The sequence below is a fragment of the Nisaea sediminum genome, from assembly GCF_014904705.1.
Taxonomy (GTDB): Bacteria; Pseudomonadota; Alphaproteobacteria; order Thalassobaculales; family Thalassobaculaceae; genus Nisaea; species Nisaea sediminum.
The window spans coordinates 553,359-567,628 of record NZ_JACZCQ010000003.1; the positions used below are offsets into that span (position 1 = coordinate 553,359).

The 14,270-nt window shown below is 64.8% G+C and carries 13 protein-coding genes; 3 read left to right on the forward strand and 10 right to left on the reverse strand.

Annotated features, from left to right (window positions below; genetic code table 11):
* Positions 1 to 16: 16 nt before the first annotated feature.
* The 6 genes from IG122_RS07745 to IG122_RS07770 form a co-directional block, all read right to left on the reverse strand.
* Positions 17 to 1,267 carry a TIGR04372 family glycosyltransferase gene (locus IG122_RS07745; RefSeq protein ID WP_193182157.1) on the reverse strand — a complete coding sequence of 417 codons (1,251 nt, stop codon included), beginning with the start codon at positions 1,265 to 1,267 and terminating at the stop codon, positions 17 to 19.
* A 4-nt stretch (positions 1,268 to 1,271) separates the two neighbouring features.
* Positions 1,272 to 2,186 (reverse strand): heme-dependent oxidative N-demethylase family protein, encoded by a 915-nt coding sequence (locus IG122_RS07750; protein ID WP_319024837.1) that lies wholly within the window; start codon positions 2,184 to 2,186, stop codon positions 1,272 to 1,274.
* A 9-nt stretch (positions 2,187 to 2,195) separates the two neighbouring features.
* Positions 2,196 to 2,948 carry an FKBP-type peptidyl-prolyl cis-trans isomerase gene (locus tag IG122_RS07755; RefSeq protein ID WP_193182159.1) on the reverse strand — a complete coding sequence of 251 codons (753 nt, stop codon included), beginning with the start codon at positions 2,946 to 2,948 and terminating at the stop codon, positions 2,196 to 2,198.
* Positions 2,949 to 3,036: 88 nt separating this feature from the next.
* On the reverse strand, positions 3,037 to 3,720 hold the full coding sequence (locus IG122_RS07760; RefSeq protein ID WP_193182161.1) for a tetratricopeptide repeat protein: 684 nt from the start codon (positions 3,718 to 3,720) through the stop codon (positions 3,037 to 3,039).
* 36 nt (positions 3,721 to 3,756) lie between these two features.
* Positions 3,757 to 4,005 (reverse strand): hypothetical protein, encoded by a 249-nt coding sequence (locus tag IG122_RS07765; RefSeq protein WP_193182163.1) that lies wholly within the window; start codon positions 4,003 to 4,005, stop codon positions 3,757 to 3,759.
* A gap of 132 nt (positions 4,006 to 4,137) precedes the next feature.
* Entirely contained in the window at positions 4,138 to 5,019 is an 882-nt protein-coding gene (locus IG122_RS07770; protein ID WP_193182165.1) for a dienelactone hydrolase family protein, read from the reverse strand.
* A gap of 205 nt (positions 5,020 to 5,224) precedes the next feature.
* Here IG122_RS07770 and IG122_RS07775 point away from each other — a divergent pair, with 205 nt between their 5' ends.
* The 3 genes from IG122_RS07775 to speB all read left to right on the forward strand — a co-directional run bounded on the left by IG122_RS07775 (position 5,225) and on the right by speB (position 9,270).
* Positions 5,225 to 6,253 carry an agmatine deiminase family protein gene (locus tag IG122_RS07775; protein WP_193182167.1) on the forward strand — a complete coding sequence of 343 codons (1,029 nt, stop codon included), beginning with the start codon at positions 5,225 to 5,227 and terminating at the stop codon, positions 6,251 to 6,253.
* The gene (locus IG122_RS07780; protein ID WP_193182168.1) at positions 6,250 to 8,235 is read left to right on the forward strand and encodes an amidase; all 1,986 of its coding nucleotides are present in this window, start codon (positions 6,250 to 6,252) and stop codon (positions 8,233 to 8,235) included. The genes IG122_RS07775 and IG122_RS07780 overlap by 4 nt, the downstream gene beginning before the upstream one ends.
* Positions 8,236 to 8,313: 78 nt before the next feature.
* Positions 8,314 to 9,270 carry an agmatinase gene (gene speB / locus IG122_RS07785; protein ID WP_193182169.1) on the forward strand — a complete coding sequence of 319 codons (957 nt, stop codon included), beginning with the start codon at positions 8,314 to 8,316 and terminating at the stop codon, positions 9,268 to 9,270.
* Here speB and IG122_RS07790 read toward each other — a convergent pair.
* The 4 genes from IG122_RS07790 to IG122_RS07805 form a co-directional block, all read right to left on the reverse strand.
* Positions 9,267 to 9,878 (reverse strand): DUF1062 domain-containing protein, encoded by a 612-nt coding sequence (locus IG122_RS07790; protein ID WP_193182170.1) that lies wholly within the window; start codon positions 9,876 to 9,878, stop codon positions 9,267 to 9,269. The two genes, speB and IG122_RS07790, sit on opposite strands and share 4 nt — an antisense overlap.
* A gap of 378 nt (positions 9,879 to 10,256) precedes the next feature.
* Complete coding sequence (locus tag IG122_RS07795) at positions 10,257 to 11,402, reverse strand: iron-containing alcohol dehydrogenase (RefSeq protein WP_193182171.1); 1,146 nt, start codon at positions 11,400 to 11,402, stop codon at positions 10,257 to 10,259.
* 5 nt (positions 11,403 to 11,407) lie between these two features.
* Positions 11,408 to 12,790 carry an aldehyde dehydrogenase family protein gene (locus IG122_RS07800; RefSeq protein WP_193182172.1) on the reverse strand — a complete coding sequence of 461 codons (1,383 nt, stop codon included), beginning with the start codon at positions 12,788 to 12,790 and terminating at the stop codon, positions 11,408 to 11,410.
* Positions 12,791 to 12,797: 7 nt separating this feature from the next.
* Positions 12,798 to 14,165 carry a glutamine synthetase family protein gene (locus IG122_RS07805; protein ID WP_193182173.1) on the reverse strand — a complete coding sequence of 456 codons (1,368 nt, stop codon included), beginning with the start codon at positions 14,163 to 14,165 and terminating at the stop codon, positions 12,798 to 12,800.
* Positions 14,166 to 14,270: the final 105 nt, after the last annotated feature.

Here is a 14,270-nt window from a genome sequence, read left to right on the forward strand (position 1 = left end):
GTCTAGGCAGGTCCGGTCAGCCGAGGAACCACGGATTGTTCCCCGCCCAGGCGGCGGAAAGCGTTCCCATGCGGTGGGCGTAGGCATAGACGTCGTTGCCCTGGAAACGGGCGATCTCGTTGTCGGCGATCCGCTCCTGGTAGGTCCGGCTCATTTCGACGAAACGGTCGTTGGCCGCACTTTCCTCCGACGCACCCTCCGCGACGCGGGCATGCATTTCCTGAACCGCTGCAAGCAGATCCTCGGACGAACAGTCCTTCGCCCTCAACTGATGCGCTTGATACCAGTCGATATCCGGCAGCGGTCCGGAGATAAGCCTGTTCGGAAGCATGAACTCGAGCTGCTCGGCATAGGACAGCGGCTCCGTGCTGTCGCCGCGATAGAGCCGCTTGAAGAGGAAGATATCGCTGTCGAGATGGTGGCTCATCACAGTCGGCAACAGGTTGCTGTTGACGCTCGGCCGGCCGAATGCCCGCGCCAGCGCTTCCGGTCCGGACTGACAGTTCAGCGAGAAACTGCAGGTCGCCATCAGATAGATGTCGAGAAAGTCCTCCGCCCTCGGATCGTGCGCAAGATCGATCATGCGAGGCGACGGGTGATCGAAGGGAGGCGCGCCGGCGGCGCCAAGCCGGATGACCGCATAGCCGGCCTCCAGAAGCCAGTCGACCGCTGGACGGAACCCCGCGGGATCGACCGCCCTCAGCTTTCCATAAGGTGCGCTGCTGGAATCATGAGAATAGCCCTCGTCGCGCATATGGAGTGTCACGAACGGCGTTCCGGGCTCAATATCGACGTCCCGCAACCAGCGATCTCCTGCACTCCGCATCTCCTCGCTCAGTTCGAGGAACCGCATAGGCTTCCGGGCCGCGCGATGCAACGTGTAGGCACGGTAGAACTTGTGCGTGTGCACCAGGAACAGCTCGAACGGCCCCATCCGCACGATCCCGCGATCCAGATCGCGGAGCAGGAGGAGAGGCGCATGCTGGGTTTCCGCCATGCCGAAATCGCGCGCCAGAAGGTCGTAGAGCGGACGTTTCATCTTCGGCACGGCGCGCGGCGGCGTCAGAAGCACGATCCGGTCGTATTCGTCGCCATAAAGCGAGGCCAGGTAGTGCGGCTCCGGCGCCAGATGCCCGATCGCGTCGGCATAGGGCATCGAGTAAACCAGCGTCCGTCCGCCTTCGCGCAGATGCGGCTGCAGAGTCTGTCCGAGGATCTCCAGGGTCTCGGGCTTGCGCAGTTCTGCGACGAGCGACTCGATATCCATCGCGTTAAGCGGCCTTCGACGCGAGTCCGTCGAGATAACGCATGAGCGCATCTTGGAATGGCGGCAGGCTTTTGTAGCGCTGCATGCCTTCCGGCATCTCCGCCAGAGCGGATCGCAGAGCCGCAGCGAGGTCCGGGCGCGTCTCCAGGCAGGAAAGCGGATCGACGAAGGTGCGGATGGTGAAGAGAATATCGCCGGATTTCGGCAGACGCCTCAGGGTCTGGCGTTCGATCCGGATCCAGAGCCGGTCGCCCGCATTCTCCCGCGTAATCACGGCCTCCGCCTCCGTACGGAACTTGCCGCCGGTCTGGAACAGGGCAGGATCGTCCATGATCGACCAGTTGAGCCGCTGGACCGGCTTGTCGGACCTCAGATGCTCGAAGAACCGGTCGACCGGGCGTCCCAGCTTTTCGGCATAGCCCGAAACGCGTTCATGGATCCGCATCATCGGCTGGCCGAGCTTCTCGGCGAGCAGCCAGCGTGCCGGAAAACAGAGCGAGGCGGCGATAAGGACATAGCCTTCCTCGCCCGGCCGCATCAGGCAGAGATCCTCCTGTACCAGCCGGCCCGCAAGATCGAGCGCCTGGTCGGCGAAATCCGCCATCCGGTAACTCTTTCCGGTCTCGCGAACGGTGACGGTACCGTCTTCGAAGCCGATCAGCCCCGGATGGTATTTTTCCAGATGCTCCAGCAGGAGCACGAGCACCTCGCGCTGGGCCTCCTCGCAGCCCGGAAGGGCGTCGAACACCGCCTTGCGGTTCGCTGCGAGCAGGCGTTCCTTCTCCAGGAGTTCCGCCGCGCGATTGTCATCCGCGTCGATCCAGTCCTTGGGATCGAGCGCAACCAGCCCCATCGCCAATGCGAACTTGCCGTTGGCATAGGGTGCGTAGCGCGGGCCCGCAATTCCTGATGCTGTCACCGGAATATCCTACTTCTCGACCGGATTGCCGTCCTTGGTCCAGCCGACAATTCCGGTTTCGTGATTGTAAACCCGCGCGTAACCGGCCTGGTCGGCCATCGCTCGGGCGAGCGCGAGGGAGCGGTTGCCCGTGCGGCAGATCAGGACGACTTCCTGATCTCGGGCGACCAGCTTGTCGACCGCTTCCGGGAAACTCGGCACGAACTGGCCGCGCCCGTCGAAAGCGGTCAGCTTCTTCGCTCCCGGCACGGTTCCGGTCTCCGCCCACTCGTCCGGACGCCGGATGTCAATGACGGTGACCCCGCGATCGATCAACGCCTTCAGGTCCGCATTGCCGATCGTCTTGAATTTCGGCGCCGCGACGGAGATCAGCTCGACCTCGAACTTGAGCGTCGCATTCGGCGGAATGAGCCCCGCACCCGCGCCTTTCTCGCCATAGGCCATGTCGGCCGGAATGATCAGCTCGCGCTTGCCTCCGGCCTTCATACCTTCCACGCCTTCATCCCAGCCGGGGATCACCTGTCCGGCGCCGAGCGTGAAGGTGAAGGGCGTATTGCGATCGAGGCTGGAGTCGAACTTGGTCCCGTCCATCAGCCAGCCGGTATAATGGACCGTCACCGAAGCGTTCTCGGAGGCTACGGCACCGGAACCAACGGCCAGGTCCTTGACGGTCAGATGACCAGGCTCGTGATAGGCTTCGCCAGCGCCCGGGAAAAGGGCAAGAGTGAGCGCAGCCGCAGCGGCGCGCAGAATATTCGGCATTTCCCTGATCCTTGCGATGGGATGTCCCGCTCAGGGTAATGGGTGGCGCCGGGAAGTCCAATCAATCTGCGACACGTGACAATCCGCCCTACTCAGGAAGGGTCATACGCCAGGCATCCGCCCGCTTGGCTGCTTCCGCCTGGTCCTTGTCTTCCATTGCCGCGCGCACCGTGCTCATTGCCTGATGGACGCCGTCGGCGCCGGCCCTCTCCGCCAGAATCAGCCATTTCAGGGCTTCGATCAGGTCGCGGTCGACACCTTCGCCGCGGGCATAAAGAATACCGAGCGGTAGGAAAGCCTGCCGCACACCCTTTCCGGCCGAAATCTCGTAGAGACGGGCCGCTTCCTTCGGATCCCGCGATCCGCCGGTCCCGGTCTCGAGCATAATCGCGTAATTGAACTCCGCCTCGCGCAGACCGACATCCGAGGCGGCGCCAAACCACTTACGGGCTTCGGCGAGATCCTTCGGGACGCCTTGACCGATCTGGTAGAGCACCCCGAGCCTGTATTGGGCGAGCGCGTACCCGCCTTCTGCGGCCTTCTTGTAGAGCTCGACCGCCCGCGCCCTGTCTGCTTCGCCCTGGCTACCTTGCGCGCCGCGCTCCAGTGCCAGACCGTAATAGAACTGCGCCTTCGCATCGCCGGCTTCGGCCTGTGCACGGTACCAGTCCATGGCCTCTCCATAGGTCTGCCGCTGGCTATCCGCGGCGACGGCGGGACCGGAAAGCAGAAGGGCGAAGGCTGCGAAGAGTGGCGGGAGTACCCGTTTCAAGGAAAATTCCGTCAAATCAATGAACTGAAAGCCCCGTCAGGGCGAGAGAGGACCGGTGCCGGCGTTCGGTCTGGGGGATGGGCCCTCATAGCCGACAAGCCGGTTGGCTTCCTTGCCGTCGAGAGGCTGGGAGTAGCAATTGACCTTGCCGAGGGTCTTGTAGCAATAGCGCGGCTCGGGCGGCCGGGGCGGCTCTGCCTCGGCTTTCTGCCCGAACTGCAGGGGCAGCTCGGCACAAGCGGCTGTCAGAAGGCACACCAGCAGGATCAGGGTTCGGACCGCCAAGGATGGCTCCAGTTTTTGTCCAAGTCGTTCGGAATGTGACGTTATTACCCGTAATTGGCAATTGAAAAGCGGACCGTGAGAAGAACCGCCGCATCCTCTCCCGGGCGGAAGATCGGCTCGTCCAGCCCGCTCTCACTCAGCTTTCAGGTGGCGGTCGAAGAAGGCCGGAACCCGTCGGAAAGCGTCTTGCCGTGCCACGTGGTCGGTCCCCTGAAGCGGCGCCTCGCCCGCGGCGGTGAGCGGTCCCGGCCGCTTCCGCAGCTTCATGTTCGGGGCGTCGAAGGAATGCACGGCACCTTCGTAAATCACCATCTCGACCGGCTCACCCCGGCTCCGGGCGAGATCGATGAAGGTCTTGCAGGGCGCGGGCCGGGTCCAGTTGTCGGCGCCGCCATGCAGGACCAGAAGCGGCGCGACCGTCGACCAGCTTCCCGGTGCCACGTCGGTAAAGGGCTGCGATTGCTGCCGTTCGCTGCACGAGCCCGGATAGAGCGCGACCGCCGCCCTGAAATCGTGCGCGGGCGGTGGCACCGGACGTCCTATGCTCCTGCGCGACAGGGTCAGCAGCGCGATGCCCCCGCCCTGGGACCAGCCGATCAGGCCGATCCGGTCCGCCTTGATGTCGCTGCGCGCCTGCAGAAAACGCAGCCCCGCATAGGCGTCTCCCGGACGCGCCCGGAGCATGGTCCTGCGTTCCGACACGTTGCCGCAGGTCGCGCCCATGCCGCGCGAGCCCGCGCTGTCGATCATCAGCACGGCATAGCCCTGCGCGGTCATGTGGTTGGACCATGCGCGATAGGTCGAGGAGACGCCCCCATTCCTGCCAAGGCCGCTGCAACCATGGAGGAACACCAGAGCGGGCCAGGGCGCCGGGAAAAGGTAGGGACTGTCCGGAAGCTCGAGGCGGGCGTTCAAGGAAATCCCGCCCTCGGCGGGGACCTGCACCTGCTCGGCGCGCGGCCCGGAAACCGCCGCCAGAAGGATCAGTATCCCAATGCACAGGACTCTCGCCATGTCGCCGACTCTCCAAGCCAAGCACGCCGGACGATATCCGATCCTGTCACAACCGGCCACATCCCCCGCAGCGCCGCACTCGCATGGTCCGACATGCGCCGAATGCGATAGCCTTGCCCGGTTTTTCCCTTTCCTTTTTGCCCGCCCCTGAAAAAATGCATGCGGCGGAGGTACCCCGCCTTTCAGTTTACAGGGGATTTCGAGAATGACCTGGGTCATGCCGCCGGAAACAGCTCCCCAGGACCGGATCTGGATGGCGTTTCCGCGTGAAGGCGCAACGCTCGGCTCCAGCGCCTCCGAACAGGAAGCCGGTTATGCCGCCTGGGCCGAGGTTGCCAACACCATCGCGGCTTTCGAACCCGTGTCGATCCTCGTCGATCCGTCCGAGATGGCGCGGGCACGCCGCATGCTGTCGAGCGAGATCGAGATCATCGAGCGTGTCATCGACGATTTCTGGATGCGCGATCCGGGACCGACCTTCGTGCATGCCGAAGACGGATCGCTTGCCGCAATCGACTGGATTTTCAATGGCTGGGGCGGCGGCGACTGGACATCCGCCCGGAACGATCGCGGCATCGCCCGTTTCATCGCCGGACTTACCGGCGTGCCGGTTGTCTCCTCGCTGCTCGTCAACGAGGGCGGCGGCCTGCATGTGGACGGCGAAGGAACAATCCTCCTCACCGAGACGGTGCAGCTCGATCCCGACCGCAACCCGCATGCCGACAAGGAGCGCGTCGAGGCGGAAATGGCCCGCACCCTCGGCGCCACGAAAACGATCTGGCTGCCGCGCGGCCTGACGCGGGATTACGAGCGCTTCGGCACCCGCGGTCATGTCGATATCGTCGCGACCTTCCCCTCGCCCGGCACCGTGCTGCTGCACGACCAGTGTCATCCGGACCACCCCGACCATGCGGTGACGAAGGAGATCCGCGCGCTCCTGTCCGAAGCGACGGACGCGCGGGGTCGCCGTCTCGAGATCCTCGACCTGCCAGCGCCCGACACCCTGACCGACGCCCATGGGCCGGTCGACTGGAGCTACGTCAACCATCTCGTCGTCAATGATGGTGTGATCGCCTGCGGTTTCGGGGAAGCGGGGGCGGATGCACGGGCCCGGGATATCCTCGCCGCTGCCTATCCCGGCCGCCGCGTGGTGACGGTCGATGCCCGCGAGCTCTTCGCACGCGGCGGCGGCATTCATTGCATTACGCAGCAACAGCCGAAACCGAAGACATGAGGCTGGTCGATGCCTCCATCGCCGAGCTTCGCGCCGCGCTCGAAACCGGCCGCACCAGCTCGGTTGCCCTCGTCGCGGGCTACCTCAACCGCATCGCGTTCTATGACCGTCATGGAGCGCGACTGAATTCCGTAACCGCGCTGAACCCGGCCATGTTCGAGGAAGCGCTCGCCTCCGACCGGCGCCGCGCGCGCGGCGAAGTGCTCGGACCGCTGGACGGTATCCCCTATACGGCGAAGGACAGCTACATGGTGAAGGGGCTTCCGGTTTCCGCCGGTTCGCCCGCCTTTGCCGATCTCATCGCCGCCGACGACGCCTTCGCCATCGCCAGGTTGCGCGCCGCCGGCGCAATCTTCATCGGCCATACGAACATGCCACCGATGGCGAATGGCGGCATGCAGCGCGGCCTCCATGGCCGTGCGGAATCGCCTTACAATGCCGATTGGCTGACGGCCGCTTTCGCTTCCGGCTCCTCCAACGGGTCCGGCACCGCGACGGCGGCGAGCTTCGCCGCGTTCGGGCTCGGGGAGGAAACCTGGTCGTCCGGCCGCGCCCCCGCCTCCAACAATGCTCTTTGCGCCTATACGCCGAGCCGGGGCGTCATCTCGGTGCGCGGCAACTGGCCGCTGGTCCCGACCATGGACGTGGTGGTGCCGCATACGCGCACAATGGCCGACCTGCTGGAGCTGCTTGACGTGATCGTCGCCGACGATCCCGAGACACGCGGCGACTTCTGGCGCATGCAGCCCTGGGTCAAGATCCCGAAAGCCTCCGGCATCCGCCCCGCTTCCTATGCCGCTCTTGCCGAGGACGCATCGCTCAAGGGCAAGCGCATCGGCGTGCCGGCGATGTACATCAATGCCGACCCGAAGGCGGGCACGGCCGCGCATCCCGGCATCGGCGGGCCGACCGGGCAGCGCATCGACACACGGCCGTCGATCATCGCGCTCTGGGAGGCGGCACGGCAGGCGATGGAAGCCGCCGGCGCCGAAGTGGTCCTCGTCGATTTTCCGGCTGTCTCGAACTACGAGGGCGACCGTCCGGGCTGCCCCACGATCAAAAGCCGCGAGCTTGTCGGCGCCGAATATCTCCAGCGCGAGATCGTCGACCTCTCGGTCTGGTCCTGGGAGGAGTTCCTTTCGGCGAACGGTCGGCGGCTCGCCAATGTCGATGGCGGGAAAATCTTCCCCGTGCCGAAGGGCAGCCTGCCGGACCGCTATACCGGCTTCGACGACACGATCAGTCTCTATCCGGATTATGCGCGTAGCCTCGACCTCACCGATTTCAGGGCCATTCCGCATATTGCCGAGGGTGTGAAAAGGCTCGAGGAAACCCGCCGGATCGATCTCGAGGACTGGATGGACAATCTCGGTCTCGACGCGATTGTCTTTCCCGCCGTCGCCGATGTCGGCCCGGCCGACGCGGACACCGACCCGGCCTCCGCCGATGTGGCCTGGCGCAACGGCGTCTGGGTCGCCAACGGCAATCTCGCGATCCGTCATCTCGGCATCCCGACAGTCACCGTGCCCATGGGGACAATGGCCGATATCGGCATGCCGGCCGGCCTCACCTTTGCCGGGCGGGCCTATCAAGACACTTTTCTGCTGCAACTCGCAGCGGCTTTCGAGGCCACGGGCGCGAGGAGGGTTCCACCGCCGCGCACTCCGGAACTCGGCACTCCTTTCGAAGCTCAGGGAGCGGCATCGGAGGGCGTGGCCGCGCCGGATTTTTCGACCTCGGCAGAGTTGCTCGATACGCGCCGGGTGCGGATCACGGCAGAGTTCGGCGCCGACGCGATACCCGTCACCGTCACCGTCGACGGCGAACCCGTCCGCTGCACCAAGACGGCTGCCGGTTACCGCATCGAGCATATCGTTCCCCGCAACGACCATCGCCACAGCGAATGGTTGGAGCCCTGGGGGCATCTGCTCATTGTCCTCTTCGACAACGGCACAGCCGGTTTTCGCGAGCTGTCGCCCTAAACGATCCTGCTTGTGGGATCAGCCGGAATGGACTGCAATGCGCGCACGCATTCTCTTCCAGTCCGCCGGGATCAAATCATGTCAGCGCACGGTTACGAAACGGGCCGCCTCAACCTGCCCTTCGTCGGGATTTCGACCTTCGGCAAGTACCCCTATCAGCCGGACTGGGACGCCATCGAGGCGGATGTCGCGGTGCTCGGCGCGCCGTTCGATTTCGGCACCCAGTTCCGTGCGGGCGCCCGCTTCGGTCCGCGCGGGATCCGGGAGGCCTCCACCCTTTTCTCCTTCGGCCATGGCGGCGCCTACGACCACGAGGACGACATCACCTACCTGCCGGCGGAGACAACGCGGATCGTCGATCTCGGCGACGCGGACATCATTCATACCGACACCCAGCAGAGCCACGCCAATATCGAGTACGGGGTGCGCAAGATCCTGAAAGCCGGCGCCATCCCCGTCGTGCTCGGTGGCGACCACTCGGTGAACATTCCCTGCATCAACGCCTTCTCCGAGGAAGAACCGGTGCATCTGGTGCAGATCGACGCCCATCTCGATTTCGTCGACGAGCGCCACGGCGTCCGCGCCGGCCACGGCAACCCGATGCGCCGGGCGGCGGAAAAGGATTATGTCACCAGCCTGACGCAGATCGGCATCCGCAACGTCTCCTCCACTGCCCGCGAGGGCTACGAGGCGGCGCGTTCCATGGGCTCCGACATCCTTTCTGTCCGCCAGTTCCGCAAACTCGGCGTCGCGGCGGTGCTGGAGCGCATCCCGGCCGGCAAACGCTATTACGTCACCATCGATATCGACGGCTTCGACCCCTCCATCGCCCCCGGCACCGGCACCCCGAGCCATGGCGGCTTCACCTACTACGAAGGGCTGGAACTGCTCGACGGGCTGACGAAGCGGGGCAGCGTCGTTGGCGTCGATCTGGTCGAGGTCGCGCCGGACTACGACCATGCGGGCTGTACGACGACGCTCGCGGCGCAGCTGCTGCTGAACTTCATCGGGCGGATTCTGCATCACCGCACCTAGTCTGCAATGCAGGACCGGTCGATCCACACGCCCGAAATGACGACCCGCGTCCCGTCCCGCACTGGTTTCCGCATGGCGCGTACTCCCTCCGGCTCGACCCGCAGCGCCCCCTCTTTGAGAAGCGCCCGAATGCGTGAACGGGCGAACCCGGTTTCCTGCGCGAGCAGCCGATCAAGGCGCAAGCCGGGTGCAGCGGGAACCGAAAGCTCGATCACGATCGCCCCCGGGTTGGCCGGGAGCGGCGCCAGGGCCGTCTTGGTGACACGCACACCCCCAAATTCCTCGACGCGTTGCGCGCGGCGCCTCAGACCTGCGACATCGAAGGCAATACGATCCGCGAGATCTAGATCGTTTCTCTGCAAAGCATCGAGGAACGCCGGATCCAGAACGCCGACAGGGTGCCGCTCGAGCAGCGGACGGTTCCAGGTGTCGCTGCAGACGACGCATTTATAGATCAGCCAGGCATCGAGCTTCTTGCCGTTGCTGTTCAGCCTGAATTTGCCGCTGCTGGCAAAATTCCTGACCGTGCCGCAGTGCCTGCAATGAAGCTGCGGTTCAGGGGCGGCCGTCGGGACGATTGTCCATCTGGCCCAAAGGATATCGGACATGCCGGTTCGCACTTCCCACTGGGAAGTTCGCCGGATGACGGGATCCGATCAGGCGCGGATACGGAAGCAGAGCTTCAGGAAATTGCGTTTAAGCGGCCGGGTTATCCGGCGCGGTTCAGCCGTGCCAAACCGGTCTCGACCGCCACCACGCGAAACTTCCATAACAGAAGGAGCGGCGCCGTGATCACGGGCCGCGCTGAGATTCGTGGTTCTGGTGAGACCGGCATTTAACTAGGCAAACTGGCTCTACCCTGAGCGATTTCGAAGGCGTTCTACATATCCGTGCACAACTTGCCGGGCAATACCTGAAGAGAACGCCGCCGATAAAGAAAGGGGCGGGCCCGAAGGTCCGCCCCAGGCTCACACGGGAGGAAGCGGTCAGATCGACTGCTTGAACAGTTCGGTCAGGTTCTCGACCGTGAGCTCCACCGGGTTGCCGCCGCAGCTCGGATCCTCGATCGCCATGGCGGCGAGTTCGCCGATCCGGTCGGTGCCGACGCCGAGTTCGGACATCTTGTCCGGGATCGAGAGCTGCTCGCGCAGTTCCAGGACATAGTCGTAGAACCCGTCGAACCCGCCGGAGATGCCGAGATAGGCGCCCGCCTGGGCGAGTCTGTCCTCGATGGCCGGGCGGTTGAATTGCAGCACCGGCGGCATGACCACCGCGTTGGTGGTGCCGTGGTGGGTGTTGTAGACGGCACCGAGCGGGTGCGAGAGCGCATGGATCGCGCCGAGGCCCTTCTGGAAGGCAGTCGCGCCCATGGCCGCAGCGCTCATCATGTGGGCCCTGGCCTCGATGTCGCCACCGTCGGCATAGGCGCGCGGCAGGTACTCCTTGACCAGCCGCATGCCCTCGAGCGCGATGCCCTGGCTCATCGGGTGGTAATGCGGGCTGCAGAAGGCCTCAAGGCAGTGCGCGAAGGCGTCCATGCCGGTGCCGGCCGTGATCGGCTTCGGCATGCCGACGGTCAGTTCCGGGTCGCAGATCACCACGCTCGGCAGCACCTTCGGATGGAAGATGATCTTCTTCACGTGGGTCTCGGAATTGGTCAGCACGCTGGCGCGGCCGACCTCGGAACCGGTGCCGGCGGTGGTCGGCACGGCGACGCTCGGATGGATCTTGCTGGCATCGGCGCGGGTCCACCAGTCGCCGATATCCTCGTAATCCCAGACCGAGCCCTTCTGGTCCGCCATGAAGGCGACCATCTTGGCGAGGTCGAGGCCGGAGCCGCCACCGAAGGCGACGACGCCGTCATGATTGCCCGCCTTGAAGGCCTTGATGCCGGCCTCGAGGTTCTTCTCGTTCGGGTTCGGATCGACCTCCGAGAAGATCGCCCGGCCGAGGCCCGCGGCCTCCAGCAGGTCCAGCGTCTTCGCCGTGATCGGCAGGCTGGCAAGGCCCTTGTCGGTGACGAGCAGCGGGCGCTTGATGCCGGCGGCGGCGCAGGCCTCGCCGATCTCGGCAATGCGTCCGGCGCCGAAGCGGATCGCGGTCGGGTAGCTCCAGTTGGCTTTGATACTCATGGCCGTCAGGCTTTCTTCAGATGGTAGGATTTCGGGCGTGTCAGGTTCTGGAACCCGATCACGGAAAGGGCGCCGCCGCGGCCGGTATCCTTGCAGCCGGTCCAGCAGAGGCCCGGATCGAGATAGTCCGCGCGGTTCATGAAGACGGTTCCGGTCTCGATCCGCGCGCCGATGGCCGCGGCCCGTCCGGCGTCCTTGGTCCAGAGCGAGGCGGTGAGGCCGTAATTGCTGTCGTTCATCATGCGGATGGCCTCCTCGTCGCCGGAGACCTTCATGATGCCGACGACCGGGCCGAAGCTCTCTTCCCGCATCACCGTCATTTCATGGGTCACGTCGACAAGGATCTGCGGCATCAGATAGGCGCCGCCATCGTCTTGCGGAAAGAGCGCCGGATCGATCAGCGGTTTCGCGCCCTTGGCCACCGCGTCCGCGGTCTGCTCACGCACCACAGCGGCGAAGCGCTTGTGCGCCATCGGGCCGAGCGTCGTCGCTTCCTCCAGCGGATTGCCGAGCTTGTAGCCGGAGACGATCGCCACCGCCTTCTCGACGAAGGCGTCGTAGAGGCTCTCGTGCACATAGATCCGCTCGATACCGCAGCAGCACTGGCCGGAATTGAACATCGCACCGTCGATCAGCGTGTCCACCGCCGCGTCGAGGTCGGCGTCCTCCATCACATAGCCAGGATCCTTGCCGCCAAGCTCGAGGCCGAGCCCGGTGAAGGTACCCGCCGCCGCCCTCTCGATGGCACGGCCGCCGCCGACCGAGCCGGTGAAGTTGACGAAATCGAAGCTCTTCGAAGAGATCAGCGCCTCGGTCGTGCCGTGGTCGAGGAAGAGATTGACGAAGAGGCCTTTCGGCAGCCCCGCCTCCTCGAAGGCGCGGACCATGCGCTCGCCGACCAGCAGGGTCTGGGTCGCGTGCTTCAGCGCCACCGCGTTCCCGGCGATGAGCGCCGGCGCGACGGTGTTGATCGCCGTCATGTAGGGATAGTTCCAGGGCGCGATCACGAAGACGAGGCCGTGCGGCTCGCGCAGGATGCGGCGCTCGAACTTGTCCGAGTCCTCGATCACGATCGGCGCCAGCGCGCTCTCGGCGATTTCCGCCATGTAGGAGGCGCGCTCGTTCGTGCCGCCGAACTCGCCGCCGTAACGGACCGGCCGGCCCATCATATGCGCCAGTTCCGGCACCATTTCGGCCTGCATCTCGCCGAGCCGGGCAACGCCGGCGCGCACCAGGGCGACACGCTCGGAAAGCGGACGCGCCGCCCAGGCGCGCTGGGCCTCCCGCGCCGCGGCGATTATTTCCCGCGCCTGATCGAGACCTAGTACCGGCCGTTCGGCGAAGACCGAGCCGTCGATCGGCGAAATACATTGCAGCATCTTGCTCATTTGGGTGTCAGGCCCTTTCAAACCCGCGATTCACTTCCCAGTCGGTCACCCGACGGTCGTATTCGGCCTGCTCCCAGCGGGCCGCATGCACATAATGGTCGATCACGTCGTCGCCGAAGGCCGCCCGCAGCATCTTCGAGCCGTCGAGCTCGTCGGCCGCCTGGCGGAGCGTGGCGGGGATCTCCGGAACGCCGGTGCCGACATAGGCATCGCCCTTGAACTCGCCTTCGAGCTTCATCTTCTTCTCGATCCCGTCGAGCCCGGCGGCAATCAGCGCCGCCATGGCGAGATAGGGATTGAGGTCCGAGCCGCCGATCCGGCACTCGACACGCACCGCCTTGGTGCCGTCGCCGCAGACGCGGAAACCGGCCGTGCGGTTGTCCATCGACCAGACGATCTTGGTCGGCGCGAAGGTGCCGGCGACGAAGCGCTTGTAGGAATTGATGTAGGGCGCAAGGAAACAGGTGATCTCCTTGGCATGCGCCAGCAGTCCAGCGAGGTAGCTCTGCATCATCTCCGACATGCCGTATTTGGCGTCCGGATCGAAGAACAGCGGCTTACCGTCCAGCGTCCAGAGCGACTGGTGGATGTGCGAGGAGTTGCCCGCATAGTCGTAATTCCATTTTGCGAGGAAGCTGATCGCGCGGCCCTGCGCCCAGGCGATCTCCTTGCAGCCGTTCTTGATCAGCACATGCCGGTCGGCCATGGTCAGCGCCTCGGCATAGCGCACATTGATCTCTTCCTGGCCGGCGTCCGCTTCGCCCTTGGAGTTCTCCACCGGCACGTCGGCGCCGTGCAGGCCGTTGCGGATCGCCCGCATCAGGCCCTCTTCCTTGGTCGTCTGGAAGATGTGGTAGTCCTCGTTATAGGGACTGATCACGTCGAGATTGCGGTATCCCTGCGCGTGGGCTTCCTCGAAGCTCTGCTTGAAGACGAAGAATTCCAGCTCGGAGGCCATGAAGGCCTTCATGCCCAGCGCTTCCAGCCGCTTGACCTGCTTCTTCAGGATCGCGCGCGGCGAATGCGCGACCTCTTCGTGGGTGTGATGGTCGAGCAGGTCGCAGAACACCAGCGCCGTGCCTTCGAGCCACGGAATGCGGCGGATCGTCGAGAGATCCGGCTTCATCGTGTAATCGCCGTAGCCCTTTTCCCAGCTCGTCGCCTTGTAGCCCTCGACCGTGTACATCTCCATGTCGTTCGCCTGGAGATAGTTGCAGCTGTGGGTCTCCTCGTAGGCGCTCTCGCAGAAGAACTCGGCATGGAACCGTTTGCCCATCAGCCGTCCCTGCATGTCGATCTGGACCGCGAGAACGGTATCGATCTCGCCGCTTCCGACGGCCGCCTTCAATTCGTCGAAGCTGAGCTTGCCTGCCATGACGCTACCCCATCACTCCATTGATCCGGGCCCGGCCCGGAAGTTTCTGCCGGCGGCAGGACGCCGCGCGGCAACGAAGTAGTATCCGGGCGCCCGTACGCGCAA

Coding starts and splice junctions, on each gene's coding strand:
- IG122_RS07745 (WP_193182157.1), bottom strand. CDS start 1,267: ATGGATATCGAGTCGCTCGTCGCAGAACTGCGCAAGCCCGAGACCCTG.
- IG122_RS07755 (WP_193182159.1), bottom strand. CDS start 2,948: ATGCCGAATATTCTGCGCGCCGCTGCGGCTGCGCTCACTCTTGCCCTT.
- IG122_RS07770 (WP_193182165.1), bottom strand. CDS start 5,019: ATGGCGAGAGTCCTGTGCATTGGGATACTGATCCTTCTGGCGGCGGTT.
- IG122_RS07775 (WP_193182167.1), top strand. CDS start 5,225: ATGACCTGGGTCATGCCGCCGGAAACAGCTCCCCAGGACCGGATCTGG.
- IG122_RS07780 (WP_193182168.1), top strand. CDS start 6,250: ATGAGGCTGGTCGATGCCTCCATCGCCGAGCTTCGCGCCGCGCTCGAA.
- speB (WP_193182169.1), top strand. CDS start 8,314: ATGTCAGCGCACGGTTACGAAACGGGCCGCCTCAACCTGCCCTTCGTC.
- IG122_RS07790 (WP_193182170.1), bottom strand. CDS start 9,878: ATGTCCGATATCCTTTGGGCCAGATGGACAATCGTCCCGACGGCCGCC.
- IG122_RS07795 (WP_193182171.1), bottom strand. CDS start 11,402: ATGAGTATCAAAGCCAACTGGAGCTACCCGACCGCGATCCGCTTCGGC.
- IG122_RS07800 (WP_193182172.1), bottom strand. CDS start 12,790: ATGAGCAAGATGCTGCAATGTATTTCGCCGATCGACGGCTCGGTCTTC.
- IG122_RS07805 (WP_193182173.1), bottom strand. CDS start 14,165: ATGGCAGGCAAGCTCAGCTTCGACGAATTGAAGGCGGCCGTCGGAAGC.